Raw genomic sequence first — 24,239 nt, forward strand, 5'->3', positions numbered from 1 at the left:
TGCCGGAATGCCATACTTCAAACGCCAGACTTCATAAGTCTTAAACATAATCCGTAACTCGTTAGTATAAATAACATGGAGCAAAAAAAGTATTGGAAAGGCTTGGAGGAGTTGCACAATACCAAGGAACATCAGGAGATTGTGAATAACGAATTTAGAGAGGATTTGCCTTTTGAGGAGAGTGAAAGCCTGTTGAATGCTACTACCCCGCGCAGGGACTTCCTGAAATACCTGGGTTTCACAACTGCTGCTGCTACGATCGCGGCTAGTTGCGAAACGCCTGTTAAGAAAGCAATACCTTATGTAAATAAGCCGGAAGAGATCACCCCCGGCGTTCCTAACTATTACGCTTCCACTTACGCAGTAGACGGAGAATATCTGCCTGTTGTTGTAAAAACACGTGAAGGCCGTCCTATCAAAATAGATGGTAACGAAATGTCTTCCATCACGGGTAGCGCGTCCACTGCAAGAGTACAAGGTGCTGTATTAGGCCTGTACGATTCAGCACGTCTTCGTTTCCCGACTATCAACGGTGCGGAAACAACCTGGGGAGAACTGGACAAACAGGTAGCAGCCGCTCTGGCTGGCCTGGGCAGAGCTCCTATCGTATTACTGACTTCTTCTATTATCAGCCCCTCTACTAAGAAAGTAATTGCCGGTTTCCAGGCAAAATATCCTGGCTTCCGTCACGTAACATACGACGCAGTATCCTACTCTGGTATGCTGCTCGCTAACGAAGCTTCTTACGGAAAAAGAGCACTGCCTGTTTACCACTTCGAAAATGCAAAGACCATTGTGAGTCTTGGTGCAGATTTCCTGGGTACCTGGCTGAACCCTGTAGAATACTCTAAAGGATATGGTGCTAACCGTAAGATCGATGCTAAGAAGCCGGAAATGAGCAAACATTTCCACTTCGAAAGCATGGTAAGTGTTACCGGTGCTAACGCTGATGAAAGATATACACATAAACCTTCTGAAACCGGTGCAGTAGCACTGGCCCTGCTGAGCGCAGTAGGCGGTGCAGTAAGCAAACCTGCTATCGCTGACAAACGCCTGGCGGAAGGTATCGAGAAAGCTGCGAAAGCGCTGAGAGACAGCCAGGGTAAAGCACTGGTTGTTAGCGGTTCCAATGATGTAAACGTACAGATCATCGTAAATGCCATCAACAGCCAGATCGGCGCGAATGGTACTACTATCGACTGGGCTTCAACTGTAGGTTACCGTCAGGGTATCGACAGCGAAATGGCGCAGCTGGTAACTGACCTGAACGCTGGTAGCATCGGCGGTTTATTCGTATACGGTGTGAACCCTGCTTATGATTATTATGATGCTGCGAAATTCATTTCCGGCGTTAAGCAGGCAAAACTGACCGTTACTTTCAATGATCGTAAAGACGAAACTTCCGAACTGTTCAAATATGCGGCGCCTGCTCATCACTTCCTGGAAAGCTGGGGAGATGCTGAAGGCCGTACCGGATATTTCAGTTTCATACAACCTACCATTGCGCCGCTGTTCAAAACACGTGCGTTTGAATCAACCCTGCTGGCATGGAGCGGAAACGCAACTAGCTGGGAAGATTTCCTGAAGAACGAATGGATCGCGAAACTGGGTAGCCAGGAAGCGTGGGACAAAACGTTACAGGATGGTATTATCGAACCTGCATCCGCTCCTGCTTTAGCTGGTGCTACCTTTGCAGGTGACGTTGCCGGAGCAGCTTCCAAGATCAACAGTGCTAAGAAAGGCGGTAAGCTGGAACTGGTACTGTATGAAAAAGTATCTATCGGTAATGGTAAAGAATCCAACAACCCATGGTTGCAGGAAATGCCGGACCCTATCACCCGTGCTACCTGGGATAACTACGCAGTTATTTCCAACACCCTGGCTAAAACGTTCCACACTGAGCTGGGTGACGATTACGAAATCAATAGCGACAGGACTGTACTGAAGATCAAAGCAAATGGTAAGGAAATATCTCTGCCACTGCTGATCCTGCCTGGTATCCATCCTGAAGTAATTGCGATCGCAGTTGGTTACGGACGTAACAACAACGCCGGTAAAGCTGCTGCAGGTGTAGGTAAGAATGCCTATCCGCTGGTAAGCTATAACGGTCAGACTTTCGATTATTTCTCTTCTGATGCAACTGTAGAAGGTACTTCAGAAAAGGCTCATATAGGTGTTACTCAAACACACAACAGCTACGAAGGCCGTCCTATCATCAAAGAAACAACCCTGGAAGAGTTCATCAAGAATCCTAAAGAGGTGAACGAAGACCGTAAGGAGTTGGAAAAATATGGTGCAGACTTCCGTAAAGATGGTACCCTGTATCCTGATGTACACCAGTACCAGGGTATTAAATGGGGTATGTCTATTGACCTGAACACCTGTTTCGGTTGTGGTGCATGTACTATTGCATGTCAGGCTGAAAACAACGTATCAGTAGTTGGTAAAGAGCAGGTGATCAAGGCGCACGAAATGCACTGGCTGCGTATTGACCGTTACTTCAGCGGTGACGAGAACAATCCGGAAGTAGTGTTCCAGCCTATGCTGTGTCAGCACTGTGATAACGCTCCGTGTGAGAACGTTTGTCCGGTAGCAGCAACCAACCACAGCTCTGAAGGTATCAACCAGATGGCTTATAACCGTTGTATCGGTACCCGTTATTGCGCAAACAACTGTCCATATAAAGTTCGTCGCTTCAACTGGAGAGACTGGAACGGTGCGGATAGCTTCGAAAATAACCTGTATGACGTAGCAGGTATGAACGACAGCCTGACACGTATGGTGCTGAACCCGGATGTAGTGGTTCGTAGCCGTGGTGTAATGGAAAAATGTTCTTTCTGCGTACAGCGTTTACAGGATGCTAAACTGACCGCTAAGAAAGCCGGCCGTCCGATGAAAGATGGTGAAGCTAAGACCGCTTGTCAGGTAGCTTGTGCTGCTGATGCTATCGTATTCGGTAACATCAACGATAAAGAAAGCCGCATTGCAAAACTGCGTAATGAAGAACAAACAGACAGGCTGTACTACGTGCTGGAAGAAACCCACACACTGCCATCTGTGAATTACCTGGCTAAGATCAGAAACAAAGCTGCTGAGCCAAAGGTAAAAGAGCACGAAGAAGCTCATCATGAAGCAGCAGCAAAACACGAAGCGTAAGCAAGGGTTGAGCTGATTAGATTGAAAGATTAACAGGAGATAATTTAAGTTTAGAACAATTAAAGCTCCTTATTCTGCATCCAGGTGCAGGTTAGGGGTAAAAGCTTAAAGAATTATGCATTTAAAGTACGAATCCACACTAAGAGAACCATTAGTTGATGGGGTGAAAGATTACCACCAGGTAACAGAAGATATCATCAGCCCGATTGAAGCCAAGCCTGGTAAATTGTGGTATGTGGGCTTTGCAATATCCTTGGTGTTACTTGCATTCGGTATCTTCTCCGTAACCTGGGAAGTTTATTATGGTACAGGTGTGTGGAACCTGAATAAGACCATCGGTTGGGGTTGGGACATCACTAACTTCGTATGGTGGGTAGGTATCGGTCACGCCGGTACGCTGATCTCCGCCATCCTCATGCTGTTCCGCCAGGGTTGGCGTACAGGTGTGAACCGTGCGGCTGAAGCGATGACCATCTTTGCGGTAATGTGCGCCGGTCAGTTCCCGATCTTCCACATGGGTCGTGTATGGATGGCCTTCTTCGTATTGCCTTATCCTAACACCCGTGGACCACTGTGGGTGAACTTCAACTCTCCGTTGTTATGGGACGTGTTCGCGATCTCTACTTACTTCACAGTATCTCTCCTGTTCTGGTATTCCGGTCTGATCCCTGACTTCGCAACAGTACGTGACAGGGCTAAAACCAAACTGCGTAAGTTATTATATGGTATCGCTTCTTTCGGCTGGACTGGTTCTACCAAACACTGGCAACGTCACGAAGCACTGTCGCTGGTACTGGCAGGTTTATCTACACCACTGGTACTCTCGGTACACACCATCGTATCTTTTGACTTCGCTACCTCTGTAATTCCTGGTTGGCATACTACCATCTTCCCTCCTTACTTCGTGGCGGGTGCGATCTTCTCCGGATTCGCAATGGTACAGACCCTGCTGATCATCGTACGTAAAATATTAAAACTGGAAGAATACATTACCCTGGGCCACATGGAGGCTATGAACAAGGTAATTGTACTGACAGGTTCCGTTGTAGGTTGTGCTTATCTGACTGAGTTGTTCATGGCATGGTATGCAGCAGTTCCTTATGAATTTGCTACATTCTATAAATACCGTGCAGCTGGTCCGCTGGGTTGGTCTTACTGGATCATGATGACCTGTAACGTAATCACTCCACAGGTGTTCTGGTTCAGAAAAATGAGAAGGAACGTAGCCGTAACATTCGTGATGTCTATCATTGTAAACATCGGTATGTGGTTCGAACGTTTCGTGATCATCTGTACTTCCCTGTATCGTGACTATCTCCCATCCAGCTGGGCTTACTATCGTCCATCCTGGCCAGAAGTTGGTTTCTACATGGGTACTTTCGGATTGTTCTTTACCTGTTTCTTCCTGTTCGCTAAATACTTCCCGGTTATCGCGGTAGCGGAAATCAAGGCGGTACTGAAAACTTCCGGCGAAAGCTTCAAGAAGGATATGGAGAAATATGAGCAGCAGCCTGCTGAACAATTTGAAGCAGGTTTACACCACCATGATGATCATCATCATGATGCACACGGTGCTGTAGCGCATGCGCATAACTAATCTTACACCGGGTCACACCGGGCATGTAAAGAGATCTGGATTTTGTTTTTTAGACTAAGAATTTTTTAAACATATGGCGGTTAAAAATTTTGTTGTAGCAAGTTTTAGTGATGAGGCGGTGTTGTTTCCGGCAGTGAAAAAAGTAAGAACTGCAGGTTACAAGATTCACGATGTGTACACTCCTTTTCCGGTGCATGGTCTTGACCACGCATTAGGTCTGCGGGAAACCAGCCTGCATACTGCCGGCTTCATATACGGTATCACCGGTACTACTACGGCATTATCCTGCATGAGCTGGGTATTTAACTCTGACTGGCCAATGAATATAGGTGGTAAGCCACACTTTCCGCTGCCAGCGTTCATTCCTATCACTTTCGAGTTAACGGTATTGTTCTCTGCAGTTGGTATGGTGCTTACATTCTGCTACCTGTGTCAGCTGGCTCCTTTTGTAAAGAAGCATATCTTCCATCCCCGTCAGACAGACGATTTGTTTGTAATGGCGATAGAAGTTACGTCAAAGACCAATACTGAAGAGCTGAAAAGCTTCCTCGCAAGTGTTGGCGGACAGCAGATCAACGAGCAACGTGCTGAAGCAGGTTGGTGGTATGGCAGTTTCGCCAAAGACGACCGCCTGTTTGAGACTAAACGGGTAGAAGCTGTAAACGCATAAACTCAGAATTTAAAACTTTCCGGAGAAGGGACCCTTCCCGGAAGGAGCACACAGAACATAAGCTTGAATTATAATATACAGATGAAAAGGACTTCCAACATATTGATCGCGGCTGCTTTGGTAAGTGGAGCTTTGTTATCGGCATGCGGAAAGAACAACAGGAAACCCGGCTCTCATTACATGCCGGACATGGTTGAATCCCGTGCTTACGAGTTCTATAGTGAGCGTCTTTCTACAATGAAGCCAGTAGAAGGAACCGTTAAAAGAGGAGAGCTGCTGCCTTACCATCTGAAAGCGGCAGATACCGCACTGGCTAATGCAGTAAAAAATCCACTGATTCTCAATAAAGCGGATCTGGAGGAAGGAAAACGTTTATTTAATATTTATTGTGGTATCTGTCATGGTACTAAAGCGGACGGTAACGGCCCTCTGTACAATGACGGTAAAGGACCTTACGTTGCAGCTCCTGCTAACCTGGTGAGCGGTGCGAAGGCCAGCTATACAGAAGGACGTCTGTTCCACGTAATGACCTACGGTTTCAATGCTATGGGTAGTTACGCCAGCCAGCTGGATAGAGAGCAGCGTTGGAAAATAGCTGCGTATGTGCGTAGCATACAGAACGGTGGCGCTAATGCATCCACTGTCCTGGCTAGTGATTCAACCACGGCTGCTTCTGTTGCACCAGCAGCAACAGCGCCAGCGGCACAGGATTCAACAGCGAAACATTAAGATAAACTAGCATTCAATCAAGTATTTTAATATACAGTAATGAAGGACCAATTTGTAGTACCGGCAAGATTAAAAAAGACCAGCTTCGTGTTAATGGGCATTGGCTTGCTGACTTTGTTGATCGGAATTTTTGCATTTCATGGTGAGCATGGCTCCGCACGTCTCTGGGCCGGGCTTCTCCAGAACAGTTCATTCTTTTTACTGATAGCTTTAGCCAGTACCTTCTTTATCGGTGCAACTACCCTGGCGCATGGCGGATGGCAGATCGGTTTCCGTCGTGTACCGGAAGCTATTTCAATGGCAGTGCCTGTATTAGGTGGCATCCTGTTCCTCATACTCATGATCATCGTGTTCGGTGGAAACGATCATATCTACCACTGGTTAAATGCACATCATGTACATGAAGACAAAGTATTAAGCTGGAAATCAGCCTTCTTAAATAAAGGAATGTTCACAGGTTTCACATTGGTAACAATTGGCCTCTGGATATTCTTTACAATAAAACTGCGTAACATGTCCATCGAAGAAGATGGATGGGATCTGAGCGCAGCAACAGGTCGTCGTATCATCTGGAGAAATACAGTATGGTGCGGTGCTTTTATCGTGATCTACACATTGAGCGTTGGTTCTACCACCCCATGGTTGTGGCTGATGAGTATCGATTCTCACTGGTATTCTACCATGTATAGCTGGTATACCTTCGCAAGCACCTGGGTATCTGGTATCTCTCTGATCATTCTGTTCCTGGTTCACCTGAAACGTAATGGTTACCTCCCAATGGTAAATGAAGAGCACCTGCATGACCTGGGTAAATTTGCTTTCGCTTTCAGTATTTTCTGGACATACCTGTGGTTCTCTCAGTATATGCTGATCTGGTATGCTAACATGCCTGAAGAAACAGCTTACTTCCAGCCGCGTGTTTGGGGCGAATGGAGACCGATCTTCTTCCTGAATCTGCTGATCAACTTCATCACTCCTTTACTGTATCTGATGAAACGCGATACCAAACGTAACTACTCTTCCATGGTATTCATCTCTATCCTGATCATCTTTGGTCACTGGCTGGATTTCTGGCAGATGGTAGGTCCTGGTACTTACGGACACCTGGTGTTCCCGTGGTACGAAGCAGGTCTGGGTCTTGGTTTCGTAGGTGTGATCATATTCCTGGTAACCAACAACCTGGCAAAGGCTCCGCTGGTTCCGAAGAATCATCCTTATCTCAAAGAAAGTATTGTACACCATACCTGATCATCGAGCATGTAATGGAGACCCGGTGTAATAACCGGTAGTGATAGGTAATAACGAAAAGCATTAGATAACTTAATTATTTCAAATAGCAATGTCAGGATATTTAGCAGTCTTAGTTGTTGTGCTCATATTCGTAGTCATCTTCCAGATTGCGAAGGCCAGCGAGTATGTGTCCATATTGAAGGGAGAAAAGAAGGCGCGTCAGCAGACTAACCGTGTGAATGGTTTCCTGTTGATCATCTTCCTTATACTGGGCCTGATAGGTGTGTATTACTGTAACGACATCCTGAAGGGTAAGATTGTTATGGAGGCCGCCTCTGTACAGGGTAAAGGGATCGATAGTATGATCATGACTACCCTGATCATTACCGGTATCGTGTTCGTGATCACACAGATCTTACTTTTCTGGTTCGCGTTTAAATATCAGGAGAAAGAAGGACGTCAGGCCTTTTACTTCCCTCATAACAATAAGCTGGAGTTAATATGGACGGTTATTCCGGCCATAGCGCTCACTATCCTGGTGGCCTTCGGTTTAAGACACTGGTTCCGTATCACTTCCGAAGCTCCAAAAGATGCGATGGTTGTTGAGATCACCGGTAAGCAGTTCAACTGGTTGATCCGTTACCCAGGTAAAGATGGTCAGTTGGGCCGTAAGTTCTTTAAAAATATCAACGATGCTAACAATCCTGTAGGTCAGGATTGGGAAGATCAGCTGAACAAGGATGACTACATGGCTACAGAAATGCACCTGGTGGTTAACAAACCTGTAAAACTGATTATCGGCTCCCGCGATGTAATACATGACGTTGGTTTGTCTCACTTCCGTATGAAGATGGATGCTGTTCCAGGTATTCCTACTACACTGTGGTTTACTCCTACCATCACCACTGCGGATATGAAGAAGAAAACAGATAATCCGGATTTCGTTTACGAAATTTCCTGTGATCAGATGTGTGGTTCAGGTCACTACTCCATGAAGGCAAATATTGTGGTAGAGACACAGGCTGAATATGATGCATGGGCAGCTAAACAAGTGGCTCAGTATGCAGTAGCTCACCCTGCTCCGGCAGCAGCACCTGCTACTCCGACAGCAGAAGCTCCGGCGGCAGATACTGCACACCAGGAAAAAGTAGTGGCGGTTAATGACGCTAAACACTAAATTTGTTTAGCAGAAGAGATAATTATTAATAGACGCAGGTATTTTTAAATTATAAGATAAACTGGTAGCGGTACTCCCCGATGACAGTTTTATATAAATAGAACCGATTATGAGTAACGAAGCAACATTGCACAGTCAGGAGGTAATTCATGGCGCACATGCGCACGATCACGATCACGACGGTCATGATCACCATCATGAAGGCAACTTCATTTCGAAGTATGTTTTTAGCCTGGACCATAAAACCATTGCCAAGCAGTTTCTGATTACCGGTATCATCTGGGCTATCATAGGTGCTTTCTTCTCTGTACTGTTCCGTTTGCAACTGGGTTTCCCGGATGCTACTTTCCCATGGCTGGAAAGCATCCTGGGCCATTGGGCTAAAGGTGGACGTATCACTCCTGAGGCCTACTATGCATTGGTAACCATGCATGGTACCATATTGGTATTCTTCGTATTAACAGCCGGTTTGAGCGGTACTTTCTCTAACCTGCTGATCCCTCTGCAGGTAGGTGCACGCGATATGGCTTCTCCTCTTATGAACTGTATGAGCTACTGGGCCTTCTTCCTGGCCAGCGTAGTGATGATGTCTTCCCTGTTCGTACAGACAGGTCCTGCTTCCGGTGGTTGGACGGCTTATCCTCCACTGAGTGCACTGGGAGATGCTTCAATCGGTTCTAAAATAGGTATGGACTTATGGTTGATCAGTATGGCACTGTTCGTTGTTTCGCAGCTGCTGGGTGGTCTGAACTACATTTCCACTATCCTGAATATGCGTACGAAAGGTATGACCATGACGAAGATGCCACTGACTATCTGGAGCTTCTTCTTCACAGCCGTACTGGGTGTACTTTCCTTCCCTGTATTATTATCTGGTTTTATCCTGCTGCTGTTTGATCGTCATGCAGGTACCAGCTTCTACCTGAGCGAACTGTTCGTTGCCGGTAAAGCACTGCCTAATGAAGGTGGTAGCGCTATCCTGTACCAACACTTGTTCTGGTTCCTCGGTCACCCTGAGGTATATATCATTATCCTGCCTGCGATGGGTATGGTATCTGAGATCCTGGCGGTTAACTCCCGCAAACCGATCTTCGGTTACCTCGCGATGGTGGGTTCTATGTTCGCGATCGTTATCCTGGCGTTCCTCGTATGGGCGCACCACATGTTCGTTACAGGTCTGAATCCGTTCCTGGGTGCATTCTTCGTACTGTTAACATTGCTGATCGCGGTACCATCTGCCATCAAGGTGTTCAACTGGCTCACTACTATATGGAAAGGTAACCTGCGCTTTACGCCTGGTATGCTGTTCTCTATCGGTTTCGTGAGCACATTCATCTCTGGTGGTCTGACAGGTATCTGGCTGGGTAACTCCTCTATCGATATTCACCTGCACGATACATACTTCGTAATTGCGCACTTCCACATTGTAATGGGTGTGTCTGCATTCTTCGGTACGTTCGCCGGTGTATACCACTGGTTCCCGAAAATGTTTGGTCGTTATCTGAACAATACCATTGCTTACATTCACTTCTGGATCACGCTGATCGGTGCTTACCTGATCTTCTGGCCAATGCACTATGAAGGTATGGCGGGTATGCCAAGAAGGTACTACGACTACTCCAGCTGGGAGTCTTTCAAACAGTTTACTGAACTGAACCACTTCATCAGCGTAGTAGTGATCTTGGTATTCGCAGCGCAGCTGATGTTCGTGTTCAACTTCTTCTATAGCATCTTCAAGGGTAGAAAAGTAACTACTACTAACCCATGGAGCTCTACTACACTGGAATGGACTACTCCAATCAATCCTGGTCACGGTAACTGGATCGGTGAAATTCCTGAAGTATATCGTTGGCCATATGACTACAGCAAAAACGGTAAGGATTTCATACCGCAGACTGTACCATTGTCACCAGAAGAAGAGAAAGAAGGTCATTAATAAGTTGAATTTTTGGGCAAGCTACAGGCAAATGCCTGTAGACATGGGCTGAAAAAATGATAAGAGAAAACTCGATAAAATTGTCGACATCGTATGCAGTAGCCAGTAAGGTCAGGGATTATTCTCAGTTAATGAAGTTTAATCTCACCATCATGGTTGTGTTTTCAAGTGTAGTGGGATATCTGCTGGTGCCGGGAGTTGGGTTCAATCTCATAAAAGTTCTTACATTATTTGCTGGTGGATTACTGGTGTCTGGCTCGGCCAACACGATTAATCAATTACTGGAAAGAGAAACGGATAAGCTGATGGCGCGTACAGCCGTACGCCCTTTACCTTCCGGCCGGATGTCTGAAACAGAAGCCATTATACTGGCGATTGTAACAGGCGTATCCGGACTGGTGATCCTGGCGCTCGGTTTCAATCTGCTTTGTGCAGGATTGAGCCTGTTATCCCTGGTGTTATACGGTTTCGTATATACACCCTGGAAAAAATGGAACTCACTGGCGGTGCTGGTGGGTGCTGTGCCAGGTGCACTTCCCCTGCTCATCGGATGGGCCGGAGGAGCAGATGCGATAGGTGAAGGCGGATGGGCATTATTTGCTATCCAGTTCCTGTGGCAGTTCCCGCACTTCTGGGCTATCGCCTGGATTGGGCACAAGGACTACGCAAGGGCTGGTTTCAAACTGTTACCCGCCGGAGGAGAACCTAACAAGCTGATCGCGTTACAGGCAGTACTTTACACACTGTTATTGATACCCGCAGGTTTATTACCTTATTACCTGCATATCAGTGGCCCGGTTTCTGCGATCGTAGTGTTGCTGGTAACATTGTTCTTCCTGTACCGTGCTGTAAACCTGTACAGGAAATGTGATGTACCTGCCGCCAGAAAGCTGATGTTTGGTTCATACATTTATCTGATGATCATGCAGTTTGCATTACTGTTCGATAAGATCGGATAATCAATTTTTGAAACAAGGAGTGATGGACGCAATGAGCTTACAACGAAAGAAAATACATCCGCATAAATATTCCCTATGGATTGCTATGGGTAGCATTACCATGATGTTCATCGGGTTTACAAGTGCATATGTAGTAAAGCGTGCGCAGGCAAACTGGTTCACCTTTCAGTTGCCGGTTATCTTCTGGATCTCCACTGCAATCATTCTGACCAGCAGTGCAACCATACAGATGGCGGTAAAGCAGTTCCGTAACAGGAATATGCAGCGGTATAAACAGCTGATCACGCTGACCGCAATTCTGGGAGTGGCTTTTGCAGTGTGTCAGTGGATAGGTTTCAAACAGATGAACGATATGGGGCTTCCGTTAAACGGGCCGGCATCCGTATCTTTCATTTACGTAATAGTGAGCGTACACTTATTGCACGTATTAGGTGGAGTTGTAGCGCTGCTGATCATGTTTGGCAGAGCCTTCCGCACAAGGGTACGTACTTACAGTGCCGTTCCGATAGAAGTGGCCGCCACATATTGGCATTTTGTGGACGCGTTATGGATTTACCTGTTGATATTTCTGAGTATTGCCAGATAAACTTTCTAAAAATTAATTACAAAACAAACAATGGATACAGCAGTTACAGCGAAGAAAAAATGGTGGTCCGGGGGACATTCTCCTTTTAATGTTAGCTACGGAAAGTTGATGATGTGGTACTTCCTGATGTCAGATGCCTTTACTTTTGGAGCATTGCTGATATCATATGGTACGATCCGCTTCATGAGCACTTCCTGGCCTGATCCCAATGAGGTGTTCCATGCATTCCCTGGTATGGGACATGCCGATCTGCCACTGGTATTTGTGAGCTTGATGACCTTCATCCTGATCATGAGTTCCGTGACAATGGTATTGGCTGTACACGCTGGCCACATGAGAGACCGTAAGGCCGTTGCAAAATGGATGGTCTGGACTATCATCGGTGGTATCGCCTTCCTGTCCTGTCAGGCATGGGAATGGACGCACTTGTATCATTCCGGCGCATGGTGGGGACGCAATCCTTTCACGAATGTTGACGGAACTATTGCTTCTACGAACTTTACCAACTTCTTCTTTACTATCACTGGTTTCCACGGTTTACACGTAACTTCCGGTGTTGTGCTGAACATTATCATTCTGGCTAACGTGCTGAAAGGTACCTATGAAGAAAGAGGCCACTATGAAATGGTTGAAAAGGTTGGTTTATACTGGCACTTTGTAGACCTGGTATGGGTATTCGTATTCACTTGTTTCTATCTGCTGTGATCGGAGACTGGTAAGTATTTGTAATCTGGAATTTTAAAAAAGAAAAAACTAATGGAACATACACATACAGGAGCAGCGCACGAAGAGCATGCACACGATTCTTCCACCAAATCCATCTGGAAAACGTTCTGGATATTATTAGCGATCACCGTTTTTGAAGTAGGTCTGGCATTCCTTTACCTGGAATACGACTTTATGGCAAGATGGGCGCTGAACGGTATCTTCGTTACGCTGACAATTGTAAAGGCATTCTTTATCGTTGCTGAATTCATGCACTTACGTCATGAGATCAGAAATCTGATTATGACCATTCTGATGCCTTTGCTGCTGTTCGTATGGTTCATCATTGCCTTCCTGGCAGATGGTGATTCATGGAAGAACATGCGTAAGAACCTGTCTCCAGGTACACCCGCACCGACAGAGCACGCTACTAAGGCGCCGGCACATCACTAAAAATAACCTACATTATATGTTACGCTTTACAGGTGCTGCCCCAACGTTTGGCAGTATTTGTAAAGCGTAATTTTTATCTGACAATTTAAAACTACAGGCCATTACCAGAAGAGGACTCATAGGGATGATGCTGGCAGTATTAGTGCCACTAACGGGTTACCTGATAGTAGATCATTATGGTAGGGATGTTGTACCCATCCCCCGTTATTATATCCCTGAAAAGGTAGATACTATAGATAAGAACGGTACTATCACTTACGATACCACTTTCCATGTGGTCAAAGACTTTGCACTCACCAATCAGATGGGCAAGCAGGTAAGTCTGAAAGATTTACCTAACAAAGTCATACTCGTGAATTTCTTCTTCACCTCCTGCCCCAGCATCTGTCCGAAGATGATGGCTAATCTCGAAAAAGTGCAGCAGGCTTACGTTAAAAACGACACTTTACTACAGCTGGTTTCAATAACAGTAGATCCTGAAAGGGACTCTTCTGAACAGCTGCGAATGTATGGTGTGAAGAAAGGCATCAACCCTGACAACTGGTGGTTGGTTACAGGCGATAAAAAAGAGATCTACGACTGGGCAAGGAACGAGGTGTATGTAAGTGTGACACAGGGAGATGGTGGACCAGATGACTTCATTCATACGGAGAAACTGGTGTTACTGGATAAAGATCATCACATCCGCGGATATTACGATGGCCTGGACTCTAATGCAGTGCGCAGATGTGCAAACGATATTGCAGTACTGCACCTGGAAAAAGACAAGCACAGACCAGGATTATTGAAACGGCTTTTTTCAACAACAGAATAGTTAAACAGGGTACCACAACGCCCTAAATACAGCTATGGATATCAAGAGTAAAAATCTTAACCTTCCTATTGCTATTGTTTCAATAGTGATACCGGTGCTGGTGGCAGTCTTATTTTACCTGCCACGCCCGAACATGCAGGCGGGTTTCAATGTACAGATACTTCCCCTCTTCCACGCGATATTGAATTCAACTACCGCAGTGCTGCTGCTGGCCAGTTTATTCTTTATCCGCAGAGGACATATCAAAGCACATAAAACCACGAACCTGATAGCCGTTGCGTTGTCGGGATTGTTCCTGCTCTCTTATGTGACATATCACTTCTTTACGGAGAGTACAAAGTATGGCGACATTAACCATGATCAGGTTGTAGATGCTGCTGAAAAAGCGATGGTGGGCGGTAGTGCATATATCTACTATTTTATTTTGCTGACACACATCCTGCTGGCAATCATTATAGTGCCTTTAGTGTTGTTTACACTGCTGCGCGGCTTCCAGTCCAATTTCGAAAAGCATAAGAAAATAGCACGTTGGACCTGGCCGATATGGTTCTATGTGGCGGTAACGGGTGTAATTGTGTATGTGATGATATCACCCTTCTATTGATAGTTGGTAACGATAGGAATAAGAGGAATGCTTAAATTTGGTGTATGAAAAAGATAGTTCAGTTATTAGTCATCATATTATGCTTCGGCGTACGGGCAATGGCTCAATGCTCACTCTGTACCAAAACAGCTCAACAGCTGGGAGAAGGTCCTGCCAAGGGACTGAACAATGGTATACTGATGCTGGCAGCTACGCCGCTGGTGATCATTGGTATCATGGTTTTCCGGCATTGGAGAAATAGCCGTGAGGCATAACATATAACTTCTCAGGTAAGATATAATTGATAAGGAGGTCCGGTTTTACGCCAGACCTCCTTTTTTGATCTTACTTGGATACGGTTTAGGAAAATATTTGTTACCTGCAACCTTCCATTTCATAAATGTGGTAGCCTTGTTGCCGGATGTTTTGTTCCCAGGTGGGAATCACTTCCTGCACATGAGCAAACCGGCAGTCCCTGGAAGAAACAGATTGTTTTTCGATAGATTTAGACTTGAGATATGCGTTTCCGAAAGTGAGTACATTCTCATAATTGGTATCGGCAGATACGATAATATCGAAGTGCATATAACCGCCTTCACGACGCTTCACGTAGGTGTCAAAGATAGCAACGTCCATAGTAGTATGTTTCAGTTTAAGGTCATAGAATATAGAATCAAATAATGGATCAGGTAGTTACAAAAGTAGGGACCGGGAAAAACAGCTAAAAATATTTAACATCTTATTGACCAGAGCTAAAACGGATAAGCAAATGCGAAGAGAATAACACTAAACTTTTTTATATCACTAAATAATAAATTAATTGTTTGTTTAAAGTATCATCATAGCAGCGTATTACATTAACTTCCAGTTAACAAAGTTGTACGATAATTATATGGTGTTTATTCCTAGCCCGGAATATGTAAATTGAGCGTTTAAATTGAAGCAGCTATGAAAAGCATTTTCCAGTTATTTATCAGAGGAGGCATTCCGGTATCTACCCCTGTAAATACGGAAAGGTCCCTTCCTGTGAATACTTTAACCGGAAGAACAATTCCCTTTGTGCTCTGCCTGTCTGTAATAGCAGCTGCAGCGACCGCTATGTTGACGGCAGGGCTCATGGCTGTGATGGATGCTCTTAATACCTATAGCGGGTTGCCAGGTATGTCGAAAGACCACGACGAACATGACCTCATGACCCTGTTTATACCCATTATCATCACCCTGATCATTGCTGTTTTCCTGCGTTATAGCAGTGAGAAACTCGCGCTCATACTCAGACCTATCCGTAGTATCGTTTTCATTAACATAGGCATTCCCCTGGGATTTGAAGGTGCTATTGCCGACCTGCCCGCAGTAATCGCTTCCCAATTGAAAAAAGGCGGAGCCAGGGAGAAGCAGATCATTGCTGCAGCTGCCATAGCCGGAGGTATCGCTTTCCTTTTCGGAAGTCCTCTGGCTGCGATAGCCTTGATCATAGAGCTACTATGGATTGAACTGACCTGGATAGGCATAACAGCAGTGATGTTGGGCGGAGGGACCGGGATGCTGTTACATTACTTGTTAAGAGGCAGTGATCCCGTGTTTATGATGCCCGAAGTACCGATGTCCGGAGTACCGGCGTTGCTGGGTTATACCGCCACAGGATCATTAGTAGGATTGGTAGCTATTCTTGCGAAAAGGATAATGACCGGAATGGGCAACCTGTTCAATAAATTTCCATTCGACAAATTGTGGTGGTCTGTTATAGCGGCCATCATTACCGGCATCATAGGATATTTCTCTCCGGAGATTCTGGGAGCAGGTTATGAACATATAGACAGCTTACTGTTAGGACAGGTAACATTGCAATTCCTCGTTGTGATGGCAATGGGGAAATTATTGCTGATGAGTATTGCAGCGGGCAGTGGTATTCCGGGAGGCACTATTGCGCCCTTGCTGGTTTCCGGAGGAGCGCTGGGTTTATTCATTACGTTCCTGCTGCAGTTCATTTTCCCGGCAGTACAATTGAATTACGCTGTAGCAGCACTGGCAGGTATGACAGCTATGTTTGCAGGTGGCAATCGCGTATTGCCTGCAGCTATCTTTTTTGCTGTAGAAACTACGCATGTTACGAATGCATTGTTACCGGTTATCTGTGCCTGTACAGCAGCCTATATAGTAGTTTTCTTACTGGCAAAAAAGAAGGTAGCACAGCCGGCTGTGCTACCTGAAAAGATCTCCTGATCCATTAACTAATAATCCTTGATGAGGGCATTAATTGCGCTTAGTCTGCAACTACCTTCAACCCCACAATAGATGCTATCAGCATAAAAAGGAAAAACAGACGCCAGAAGGCCGTTGGTTCCTTGAATAGCAGCATTCCTGCAATAGCAGTACCCGCCGCGCCAATACCTGTCCATACCGCATAAGAAGTGCCAATAGGAAGTCCGTTGGTAATTGCCTTATTCAGGAATAGAAAACTAAGCGAGATACACGCAAAGAAGCTAATAGAAGGCCATAGCCTTGAGAAGTTCTCAGAATATTTCAATGAAATGGTAAAGCCGATTTCAAATAATCCGCCGATAACCAGGAATAACCAGGCCATGATAAATGAGTTTAATGGAAGTGTATGTTACGTTCGTTATAATAATAGGATCGCCACTGAGCGACATTACTTTGTCAACCAGGATTCATCATTGCCGGAAGCGTAGTGAAATACGGCATATGCGATGGAAATACGGTATGGAGGGTACCTTAACACGAATGCAAAGATACACACAATCTATGGGGGCTAGTAATTATTTACGAACCGGTAGAGGTTAAACCCGGCTGTCGCTATCTCCTGCGATATTTGCTGTTGTAGCGCACGGCGGTTAACATCTTTCATGCGGCGGTGTTGCAATAACTGGTAGGCTTTTTCTGCCAGTAACAATGAATGGTGATGGCTATTACCCTGTACCTGCTGCTGATGACTGGTAATCGCATTCACAAGCGCTGCCAGCCCTTCCTCTCTCGTTGCAATCGTCTTTAACACAGGTATTTCCCAGTTCTCTTTCTGGCGGGTATGTGCAAGCAAACGAAGATTCTTCACAAACTCATCCGCATTTTTCCTGTCTGCTTTATTGACCACAAATACATCAGCAATTTCCATGAGCCCGGCTTTCATGGTCTGTATCTCATCTCCTGCTTCGGGCACTACCACTACTACAGTTGTATCGGCAATACCGGCAATCTCTACTTCACTTTGTCCCACACCGACCGTTTCGATAAAGAGATAATCAAATCCGGCTGCTTTTATCAGGTCACTTACCTCTATGATCTTCGGGCTTAAGCCTCCCAATGCCCCTCTGCTAGCCATTGAACGGATAAATACCTGCTGATTGTCGAAGTGCTGTCCCATGCGGATCCGATCGCCTAACAAGGCGCCATAATTGAATGGCGAAGATGGATCAACTGCAATAATAGCGATCCGTTTGTTGTTGCCCAGGAGGAAAGTAATGAGGGCATTCACAAGCGTGCTTTTCCCGGCTCCCGGAGGACCGGTAATACCTATCACTTTTGTATCGCTACCTGTAGGAAGTGATTCCAGCAACTGTTCGTAGCCGGCAGCTTCATTTTCGACCAATGAAATACACCTTGCAAGGGCCTTTACGTCTTTGTTCAGTAAGGATGCTAAGAGGGGCTGATGCATGCATCTAAATTACGTAATTCATTATTGATTATATATCTTCGCAAACATTATATCTCTTATATGAAGGTATCTGGGTTCACTTTTGTCCGAAATGCAGTAAAGTATGATTATCCGGTAGTTGCAGCGATCAATTCGATCCTGCCACTCTGCGATGAGGTGATTGTCAGTGTAGGTAACAGTGATGACGGTACTCTTGAACTGATCCAGTCCATCGGCTCTCCTAAAATAAAGATCACACATTCTGTCTGGGATGACTCTCTCAAAGAAGGTGGTACTATCCTGGCAGTAGAGACAGATAAAGCTTTTGCGCACGTAAGTCCCGATGCGGATTGGGCTTTCTATATACAGGCGGATGAAGTCGTACATGAGCAGGATTATCCTGCTATTCGTGCAGCTATGCAGGAACACCTGGACGACAAACGAGTGGAAGGATTGTTATTTAGGTACAAACACTTCTTCGGAAGTTATGACTATGTAGGTGATTCACGTACCTGGTATCAGCACGAGATCAGAGTGATCCGTAACGATAAGAGGATCTCTTCTTACCGCGACGCACAGGGATTCAGAAAGGAAGGGCAGAAATTGCATGTGAAGCGTGTAAATGCCAGTATGTATCATTACGGATGGGTAAAAGATCCGGCTACACAGGCAAAAAAACTGAACAATTCTTTTCAGTTATATCACGGTACTAACGAACAACTGGTCAACAATCGCGTACCTATCGCACAATTCGACTATGGTGAAGTAGATTCACTTGCGCCATTCAAAGGTACCCATCCTGCAGTGATGCAAGAACGGATCAATAAGAAGAACTGGCAGTTCAGCCATGATATCAGCCGGAAGAAATTCTCTTTTAAAGATAGTATCCTGTATTGGGTAGAAAAGAGAACAGGAAAACGTTTATTCGATTACAGGAATTACAAGGTTATTTAAATCAGGGACCAGGTAAGGTATAATATCATCATCCAATTAAAGATCCCTGATGAATGTACTGTTAATACAGACTTCTATATAATTTCATATACTCTCTCGCGTTAGTATCCCAGCTGAACTTCTCAGCATGCTGTTTTATCTTGCCCGCAGGATTATTCGCTGCATAGTGTGTCAACCCTTGTTCAAACACCTGCCGCATATGTTCGTTATCAAACTGCTTAAAATAATAAGCTGCATCTCCACCTATTTCCGGCAAGCTGGTTTTGTCCGACAGGAAAACCGGTTTCCCGAAATGCATCGCTTCTACAACGGGCGCTCCGAAACCTTCAGCAACAGAGGGGAACATAAAAGCGCTACAGTTTTTATAGTACCAGTACTTTTCTTCGTCAGTGATACTGCCGAGTAATTTGACACGCGAGCTTACGCCATATTTTGCTGCCTCTTCTTCTATCCTCTTGAAGTAATCGCCTTGTGTTTTTCCGGCAATCAATAATTCATAATCATTGTGCTCCAGCAGTCTCGGTAATACATGAAAGTTCTTCTTCGGCAGGATCATACCGATAGAGAACAGGAATGGTACTGCAGGTCTGTATTGTGGGCCATCAAATCCGGGAAACTCTTTTATTTCAGAGCCCTGGTATATGATACTGCATTTGCTTTTAGGCACCTTGATATATTCCTGTATGGTATTCAGTGTGAATTGGGAGATCGCAACGATATGATCTGTTTCATCTACCTGCTGTTGTATCGTTTCCAGCGACTTGCTTTTCTCACGTTTACCTTTGTTAGGCTCAAAGAGAAAGTTGAGGTCATGAATGGTCACGATAGTCTTCTTTGCCTTCTTACGGGGCCATACGTTGCCTGTCTGATGTACAGAATGCCATACGTCCATTTCCGATGGATTGAAGAAATAACGGTCGTACCATTTGTATGGGATCTTTTTAAAGTCGCCTTTAAAGTTATTAAAGCCGCCGGGCAGATAGTAGCTTAATTGTTCGTCGTCTGCTTTAAATTGCAAGAGGCGTTGGCCCAGCTGTATACAGAAGGTGTACAGACCGTTATGAGGATATTTTAATTTCTCTAAGTCTAAACCGATGCGATGCATAAAAAATGAAATAAGTTAGTATAGACCACGATAGATCTGTAAGTAATTTTTTGCTGTATGATCGATAGTCAGTGAGGCTGCCCGTTCCTTCATTGCAGCTATTGGTTGTGTGTTATTGAAGTGTTGCATACCTTCTTTAAAGACCTGCTGCATATGATCGGCGTTGAAGTCGCGGAAGTAATAACACAACGGCCCGCCAACTTCCGGCAAACTGGTCTTATCGGAAAGAAAGCATGGTTTGCCTTCACTCAGTGCTTCTACTACAGGCAGGCCGAAGCCTTCCGCCAGCGATGGAAATCCAAAAGCTATACAACGGTGATAGTACCAATATCTTTCCTGATTGGAAATGATGCCCAGCACCTTCACACGGTCTGCCACGCCGTACTGCTCGGCAGTGGCCATGATCTTCTCTTTATATGCTTCGTCAAAAACGGGACCGGCAATGATCAGTTCATAGTCGTTATCCTGCAATAACGGCGGTAGCACATGGAAGTTCTTCTTTGTATCTATACTGCCGATAGCAAAAATAAAAGGGCGTTGAGGCCGGTATACCGGACTGTCAAAGTCCGGATAAGTTTCCAGCGTTCCGCCATTATAAATTACGCTGGCAGGTTTGTTGCGAAGATCAAGATGTTGTTTAACATCTTCAAGAACGAACCGGGAAATGCAGACAACATGATCTGCACGGTTGATGTTCCGTTGGATCTTTTTTAAGACGGAATCTCTCTTGGCGGGAGATGTTGATCCCTGGTGAATGACGTTGAGATCGTGTATTGTTAATACGTGCCGGGTATGCTTGTTAGAAGGGCGGAAATGGGAAGACTGAAAAGACGTATGCCATATATCTAACCGGGGGAAAGAAGGCATTAACCAGCGATGCAGTTTTCTATTGATGATATACTGTTCCTGCGGACCAAAAAAGCCTTCATATTTTGCCGGTACATAAAATACCACTTTTTCTTCTTCAGCTTTGTTGCGAAGCAGCGCATTACCGAACTGTTTGCAATACTCAAAAAGGCCGGTATTGGCATATTTCATTTTCTCGCAATCAAACAATATTTGCCGCATGGATATCATTTAGATTTGAAACTGAAGGCACTTTATCGTCCTGTCAGGCTCGTTTCAGTGTATCGGGCAAATATAGAGAACATCCTTATATATTTCATTGGTAACAACTAATTCTATAATTTAGGCTATATGACGAATTTCATTCCAATATTTCCCCTTGGTGTTGTGGTTTACCCGGATGAACAGCTGAATCTGCACATTTTTGAGCCACGGTATAAACAGCTTATCAGAGATTGTATTGCTGAGAATAAACCGTTCGGCATTCCGGCGGTAATAGATAAAAAGATAGTGGAGTACGGTACACTGGTAGAGATCGTAAGAGTGGAAAAAACCTACGACAACGGTGAGATGGATGTAGTGACACGCGGCCTCAAAGTATTCAGGGTACTGGAGGTGATCAGGAGCATTCCCGATAAAATGTTTACCGGGGCTATTGTTTCCTACCCTGAAAATCATTTTAACAGCAATAGCCGCTTGCATACCCAAGTATTACATGCATTGAGGGAGCTGCATCATATTTTACAGGTCAACAAGACCTTTAAAAAGGCTGATGAAGAGCTGTTGGCCTATGATATTGCTCACCATGCCGGTTTATCGCTTCATGAGGAATATGAGGTACTTCACCTGTTCCAGGAATTGCAAAGACTGGAATACCTGAAGCGGCACCTGCTGAAGGTCATCCCTTTAATGGCTGAGATGGAAAGATTAAAGGACAGGGTAAAGCTGAACGGACATTTTAGGAATCTGACTGCCGGTGATATCTAAACCGGGTGTCTGGTTGCCCGGTTCCTCTTTTCCCGGGGATTACCTACATTTGGGGCCGAAAAGCCGGTACCGGCTTCTATCAATCATTAATATGAACAGAATTATAGCGCGGATAGCGTTTGTTTTCTCTCTTCTGGCAATGGTATCCTGTGAAAATGATATCAATGCCGTTATGAACCTCGACAAAAAAACGACGGCTGTCGAAGAGGGAAAAGATATAGAATCTATGTATAGCCAGACGGGACGTGTAAAAGCAAAACTGACGGCGCCAGTGATGCTGCGGCATCTGAAGCCCCCTGTATATGTGGAGTTTAGTAAAGGGCTTAAGGTACTTTTCTACAATGACAGCCTGACCGTGGAAAGTACCCTTACGGCCAGATATGGAAAGTATTTTGAAAATGATGCGACCATCTTCCTGAGAGATCACGTGGTGGTGATCAATAAAAAGGGAGAAAGACTGGACTGTGAGGAACTGAACTGGGACCCTAAACTACAAAAGTTCCTGTCTAACAAGCCGGTGCGTATCAGTACGGCTACTGACACCCTTTTCGGTACCGGACTGGAGTCTAACCAGGACTTTAGTGATTATACGATCCTGCATCCTAGCGGTCCGTTTGTAATTCAGGACAGCTCCATGATGCAATAACAATATTAAGTGGTAATATGGCCACAACGAGAACGGCCCGACATCGCATTTGCAATGTCGGGCCGTTTCGCTTTAACCTATTTTTAACCTAAAATTTTGTCGTTATAAAAACGCAAGAACCATGCCATTCAGTATGTCGAGATAGCAGGTTTTTTCCTGATATAAAGACAAAAAGTTATCTGAAGATAGGGCAGGGTATGCGGATAAATATCCGGTTCAAAAATTTAATCGATCGTTAGGTACTGGTTTAATGATACTTATCAAAAATAAATACATAGTAGAGCTAGGTTTACTTTCCTTTTTTTACTAATTTAAGCGTCACTATTTTAAGTGATGGATATGGAGACGATCAACTGGGCAGATTTTGAGAAGGTAGAGATCCGGGTAGGTACGGTTACTGCGGTTACTGATTTTCCGAAGGCCAAGAATCCGGCTTATCAGCTAACGGTAGACTTTGGACCTGAATTAGGGATTAAACGTTCCTCGGCTCAAATCACAAAGCTGTACGAGCAGGAGGAACTGATCGGTAAACAGGTGGTAGCAGTAGTAAACTTTCCCGTAAAGCAAATCGCAAATTTTTTCTCTGAATGCCTGGTCTTAGGGGCAGTGGGTGCCAATAAGGAGGTTGTTTTGCTCCAGCCGGACAGAACGGTCGCAAATGGCCTCAAAATCGGTTAAAAACCTAACTAGTTGATAGTATATTCGCTATCGAGTAAGTAAATATTACAATTTAAATTTAATATAATATGATATTATTTAGCATATGATTGCTGACCTATCCAAACATACTGTTTTACGAACTATTTTATAACGTTCACGGAAATAGGATGTAAAGACATGGGGGCCTGCTATATCTTTGGTTCAGGTTTTTCATAGGATATGGTTAAAATTATTACAAGGGCGGTATTCTTACCGCCCTTCTATTTTTAGAGCTGGTTTACAGCATTTCTCTCCTATTTATCTCAATTGATTGATCTTCAATTATACTTATCAAGACACTCCCGTAAATTGGGTATTTTTTTCCCTACTTATCCTTATACGTTTACCTTCTTTTTCGATACGTTCCCCAAGTAAAATATAGCATTCACTAGAATGCCCTTTGTACGTATGCAAAATACGCGCACCTTTGGTACAGGTTTTTCAATAAAGATATGGTTAAAATTTTTCGGGGCTGTAGTCTTGCAGCCCCGTTTCTTTTTCCTGAAACTCCCAAATCTTCTCTAACAACCCCGGTTTTCAGCCTTTTACCTTTATCATTAGTATTTATCTGCGAGCTTGGCAATAGCTTATTCGCTTCCCGCGATTAATCCAGAAATTGATACGTTCACTGGAAAGTGCCAGTTGGGTCCATTTACGTTAAACCGGGAAATTCATACGTTCACGGATTTAAGTGGCTTTATCGCTTATCGTACCGATAAAAAAGCCGGTCAGCGTTCGCTGACCGGCCTGAAATATAA

Annotated in this window: 24 protein-coding genes; 19 read left to right on the plus strand and 5 right to left on the minus strand. The window is 44.8% G+C overall.

The window, feature by feature from the left end; translation table 11 throughout:
- Window positions 1-75: 75 nt before the first annotated feature.
- The 14 genes from C7475_RS12170 (at window position 76) to C7475_RS12235 (ending at window position 14,870) form a co-directional block, all read left to right on the plus strand.
- On the plus strand, window positions 76-3,156 hold the full coding sequence (locus C7475_RS12170) for a TAT-variant-translocated molybdopterin oxidoreductase (protein ID WP_110053615.1): 3,081 nt from the start codon (window positions 76-78) through the stop codon (window positions 3,154-3,156).
- A gap of 115 nt (window positions 3,157-3,271) precedes the next feature.
- Window positions 3,272-4,753: an NrfD/PsrC family molybdoenzyme membrane anchor subunit gene (gene nrfD, locus C7475_RS12175; protein ID WP_110053616.1), complete on the plus strand. Its 1,482-nt coding sequence runs from the start codon at window positions 3,272-3,274 to the stop codon at window positions 4,751-4,753.
- Between the two features lie 73 nt (window positions 4,754-4,826).
- Entirely contained in the window at window positions 4,827-5,423 is a 597-nt protein-coding gene (locus C7475_RS12180) for a DUF3341 domain-containing protein (protein ID WP_110053617.1), read from the plus strand.
- Window positions 5,424-5,504: 81 nt separating this feature from the next.
- The gene (locus tag C7475_RS12185) at window positions 5,505-6,152 is read left to right on the plus strand and encodes a cytochrome c (protein WP_110053618.1); all 648 of its coding nucleotides are present in this window, start codon (window positions 5,505-5,507) and stop codon (window positions 6,150-6,152) included.
- A gap of 39 nt (window positions 6,153-6,191) precedes the next feature.
- The gene (locus tag C7475_RS12190) at window positions 6,192-7,400 is read left to right on the plus strand and encodes a quinol:cytochrome C oxidoreductase (protein WP_110053619.1); all 1,209 of its coding nucleotides are present in this window, start codon (window positions 6,192-6,194) and stop codon (window positions 7,398-7,400) included.
- 91 nt (window positions 7,401-7,491) lie between these two features.
- Complete coding sequence (locus tag C7475_RS12195) at window positions 7,492-8,559, plus strand: cytochrome c oxidase subunit II (RefSeq protein WP_110053620.1); 1,068 nt, start codon at window positions 7,492-7,494, stop codon at window positions 8,557-8,559.
- A 109-nt stretch (window positions 8,560-8,668) separates the two neighbouring features.
- Window positions 8,669-10,495, plus strand: coding sequence for a cbb3-type cytochrome c oxidase subunit I (locus C7475_RS12200; RefSeq protein WP_110053621.1), 1,827 nt, complete (start codon window positions 8,669-8,671; stop codon window positions 10,493-10,495).
- A gap of 80 nt (window positions 10,496-10,575) precedes the next feature.
- Window positions 10,576-11,454, plus strand: a complete 879-nt coding sequence (gene cyoE, locus C7475_RS12205; RefSeq protein ID WP_233259832.1) for a heme o synthase — start codon at window positions 10,576-10,578, stop codon at window positions 11,452-11,454.
- Window positions 11,455-11,476: 22 nt separating this feature from the next.
- A complete protein-coding gene (locus C7475_RS12210; RefSeq protein WP_110053623.1) occupies window positions 11,477-12,040 on the plus strand; it encodes a heme-copper oxidase subunit III in 564 nt (187 codons plus the stop codon).
- A 30-nt stretch (window positions 12,041-12,070) separates the two neighbouring features.
- Complete coding sequence (locus C7475_RS12215) at window positions 12,071-12,745, plus strand: cytochrome c oxidase subunit 3 (protein WP_110053624.1); 675 nt, start codon at window positions 12,071-12,073, stop codon at window positions 12,743-12,745.
- Window positions 12,746-12,796: 51 nt separating this feature from the next.
- Window positions 12,797-13,198 (plus strand): cytochrome C oxidase subunit IV family protein, encoded by a 402-nt coding sequence (locus tag C7475_RS12220; protein WP_110053625.1) that lies wholly within the window; start codon window positions 12,797-12,799, stop codon window positions 13,196-13,198.
- 127 nt (window positions 13,199-13,325) lie between these two features.
- Window positions 13,326-14,012, plus strand: a complete 687-nt coding sequence (locus C7475_RS12225) for an SCO family protein (RefSeq protein ID WP_158286489.1) — start codon at window positions 13,326-13,328, stop codon at window positions 14,010-14,012.
- Window positions 14,013-14,046: 34 nt separating this feature from the next.
- Complete coding sequence (locus C7475_RS12230; RefSeq protein ID WP_110053627.1) at window positions 14,047-14,616, plus strand: DUF420 domain-containing protein; 570 nt, start codon at window positions 14,047-14,049, stop codon at window positions 14,614-14,616.
- A 44-nt stretch (window positions 14,617-14,660) separates the two neighbouring features.
- Window positions 14,661-14,870: a hypothetical protein gene (locus C7475_RS12235; protein ID WP_110053628.1), complete on the plus strand. Its 210-nt coding sequence runs from the start codon at window positions 14,661-14,663 to the stop codon at window positions 14,868-14,870.
- A 100-nt stretch (window positions 14,871-14,970) separates the two neighbouring features.
- Here C7475_RS12235 and C7475_RS12240 read toward each other — a convergent pair whose 3' ends face one another.
- Window positions 14,971-15,231, minus strand: coding sequence for a DUF2024 family protein (locus C7475_RS12240; RefSeq protein ID WP_110053629.1), 261 nt, complete (start codon window positions 15,229-15,231; stop codon window positions 14,971-14,973).
- A 312-nt stretch (window positions 15,232-15,543) separates the two neighbouring features.
- Here C7475_RS12240 and C7475_RS12245 point away from each other — a divergent pair, with 312 nt between their 5' ends.
- The gene (locus C7475_RS12245) at window positions 15,544-16,818 is read left to right on the plus strand and encodes a chloride channel protein (RefSeq protein WP_110053630.1); all 1,275 of its coding nucleotides are present in this window, start codon (window positions 15,544-15,546) and stop codon (window positions 16,816-16,818) included.
- 40 nt (window positions 16,819-16,858) lie between these two features.
- Here C7475_RS12245 and C7475_RS12250 read toward each other — a convergent pair whose 3' ends face one another.
- Both C7475_RS12250 and meaB read right to left on the minus strand, forming a co-directional pair.
- A complete protein-coding gene (locus C7475_RS12250) occupies window positions 16,859-17,179 on the minus strand; it encodes a multidrug efflux SMR transporter (protein ID WP_110053631.1) in 321 nt (106 codons plus the stop codon).
- Between the two features lie 186 nt (window positions 17,180-17,365).
- Entirely contained in the window at window positions 17,366-18,265 is a 900-nt protein-coding gene (meaB, locus tag C7475_RS12255; RefSeq protein WP_110053632.1) for a methylmalonyl Co-A mutase-associated GTPase MeaB, read from the minus strand.
- 60 nt (window positions 18,266-18,325) lie between these two features.
- Here meaB and C7475_RS12260 point away from each other — a divergent pair, with 60 nt between their 5' ends.
- Complete coding sequence (locus C7475_RS12260) at window positions 18,326-19,198, plus strand: glycosyl transferase (protein ID WP_110054054.1); 873 nt, start codon at window positions 18,326-18,328, stop codon at window positions 19,196-19,198.
- Window positions 19,199-19,259: 61 nt separating this feature from the next.
- Here the strand turns inward: C7475_RS12260 and C7475_RS12265 are convergent, their stop codons facing one another.
- Both C7475_RS12265 and C7475_RS12270 read right to left on the minus strand, forming a co-directional pair.
- Entirely contained in the window at window positions 19,260-20,303 is a 1,044-nt protein-coding gene (locus C7475_RS12265; RefSeq protein WP_110053633.1) for a glycosyltransferase family 1 protein, read from the minus strand.
- A gap of 15 nt (window positions 20,304-20,318) precedes the next feature.
- Complete coding sequence (locus C7475_RS12270; protein WP_158286490.1) at window positions 20,319-21,371, minus strand: glycosyltransferase family 1 protein; 1,053 nt, start codon at window positions 21,369-21,371, stop codon at window positions 20,319-20,321.
- A gap of 129 nt (window positions 21,372-21,500) precedes the next feature.
- Here C7475_RS12270 and C7475_RS12275 point away from each other — a divergent pair, with 129 nt between their 5' ends.
- The 3 genes from C7475_RS12275 (at window position 21,501) to C7475_RS12285 (ending at window position 23,460) form a co-directional block, all read left to right on the plus strand.
- Complete coding sequence (locus tag C7475_RS12275; protein WP_110053635.1) at window positions 21,501-22,136, plus strand: LON peptidase substrate-binding domain-containing protein; 636 nt, start codon at window positions 21,501-21,503, stop codon at window positions 22,134-22,136.
- A gap of 91 nt (window positions 22,137-22,227) precedes the next feature.
- Window positions 22,228-22,782: an LPS export ABC transporter periplasmic protein LptC gene (gene lptC, locus C7475_RS12280; protein ID WP_110053636.1), complete on the plus strand. Its 555-nt coding sequence runs from the start codon at window positions 22,228-22,230 to the stop codon at window positions 22,780-22,782.
- A 339-nt stretch (window positions 22,783-23,121) separates the two neighbouring features.
- Window positions 23,122-23,460 (plus strand): tRNA-binding protein, encoded by a 339-nt coding sequence (locus C7475_RS12285; RefSeq protein ID WP_110054055.1) that lies wholly within the window; start codon window positions 23,122-23,124, stop codon window positions 23,458-23,460.
- The last annotated feature ends 779 nt before the right edge of the window (window positions 23,461-24,239 follow it).

Origin of the sequence: Chitinophaga sp. S165, from assembly GCF_003182155.1 — a bacterium.
Lineage (GTDB): Bacteria > Bacteroidota > Bacteroidia > Chitinophagales > Chitinophagaceae > Chitinophaga.

Coding starts and splice junctions, on each gene's coding strand:
- C7475_RS12220 (WP_110053625.1), top strand. CDS start 12,797: ATGGAACATACACATACAGGAGCAGCGCACGAAGAGCATGCACACGAT.
- C7475_RS12200 (WP_110053621.1), top strand. CDS start 8,669: ATGAGTAACGAAGCAACATTGCACAGTCAGGAGGTAATTCATGGCGCA.
- C7475_RS12195 (WP_110053620.1), top strand. CDS start 7,492: ATGTCAGGATATTTAGCAGTCTTAGTTGTTGTGCTCATATTCGTAGTC.
- C7475_RS12180 (WP_110053617.1), top strand. CDS start 4,827: ATGGCGGTTAAAAATTTTGTTGTAGCAAGTTTTAGTGATGAGGCGGTG.
- C7475_RS12245 (WP_110053630.1), top strand. CDS start 15,544: ATGAAAAGCATTTTCCAGTTATTTATCAGAGGAGGCATTCCGGTATCT.
- C7475_RS12185 (WP_110053618.1), top strand. CDS start 5,505: ATGAAAAGGACTTCCAACATATTGATCGCGGCTGCTTTGGTAAGTGGA.
- C7475_RS12265 (WP_110053633.1), bottom strand. CDS start 20,303: ATGCATCGCATCGGTTTAGACTTAGAGAAATTAAAATATCCTCATAAC.
- C7475_RS12210 (WP_110053623.1), top strand. CDS start 11,477: ATGGACGCAATGAGCTTACAACGAAAGAAAATACATCCGCATAAATAT.
- C7475_RS12240 (WP_110053629.1), bottom strand. CDS start 15,231: ATGGACGTTGCTATCTTTGACACCTACGTGAAGCGTCGTGAAGGCGGT.
- C7475_RS12275 (WP_110053635.1), top strand. CDS start 21,501: ATGACGAATTTCATTCCAATATTTCCCCTTGGTGTTGTGGTTTACCCG.
- lptC (WP_110053636.1), top strand. CDS start 22,228: ATGAACAGAATTATAGCGCGGATAGCGTTTGTTTTCTCTCTTCTGGCA.
- C7475_RS12215 (WP_110053624.1), top strand. CDS start 12,071: ATGGATACAGCAGTTACAGCGAAGAAAAAATGGTGGTCCGGGGGACAT.
- nrfD (WP_110053616.1), top strand. CDS start 3,272: ATGCATTTAAAGTACGAATCCACACTAAGAGAACCATTAGTTGATGGG.
- C7475_RS12250 (WP_110053631.1), bottom strand. CDS start 17,179: ATGGCCTGGTTATTCCTGGTTATCGGCGGATTATTTGAAATCGGCTTT.
- C7475_RS12270 (WP_158286490.1), bottom strand. CDS start 21,371: ATGCGGCAAATATTGTTTGATTGCGAGAAAATGAAATATGCCAATACC.
- C7475_RS12285 (WP_110054055.1), top strand. CDS start 23,122: ATGGAGACGATCAACTGGGCAGATTTTGAGAAGGTAGAGATCCGGGTA.
- C7475_RS12190 (WP_110053619.1), top strand. CDS start 6,192: ATGAAGGACCAATTTGTAGTACCGGCAAGATTAAAAAAGACCAGCTTC.
- C7475_RS12170 (WP_110053615.1), top strand. CDS start 76: ATGGAGCAAAAAAAGTATTGGAAAGGCTTGGAGGAGTTGCACAATACC.
- C7475_RS12225 (WP_158286489.1), top strand. CDS start 13,326: ATGCTGGCAGTATTAGTGCCACTAACGGGTTACCTGATAGTAGATCAT.
- C7475_RS12260 (WP_110054054.1), top strand. CDS start 18,326: ATGAAGGTATCTGGGTTCACTTTTGTCCGAAATGCAGTAAAGTATGAT.
- meaB (WP_110053632.1), bottom strand. CDS start 18,265: ATGCATCAGCCCCTCTTAGCATCCTTACTGAACAAAGACGTAAAGGCC.
- C7475_RS12230 (WP_110053627.1), top strand. CDS start 14,047: ATGGATATCAAGAGTAAAAATCTTAACCTTCCTATTGCTATTGTTTCA.
- C7475_RS12235 (WP_110053628.1), top strand. CDS start 14,661: ATGAAAAAGATAGTTCAGTTATTAGTCATCATATTATGCTTCGGCGTA.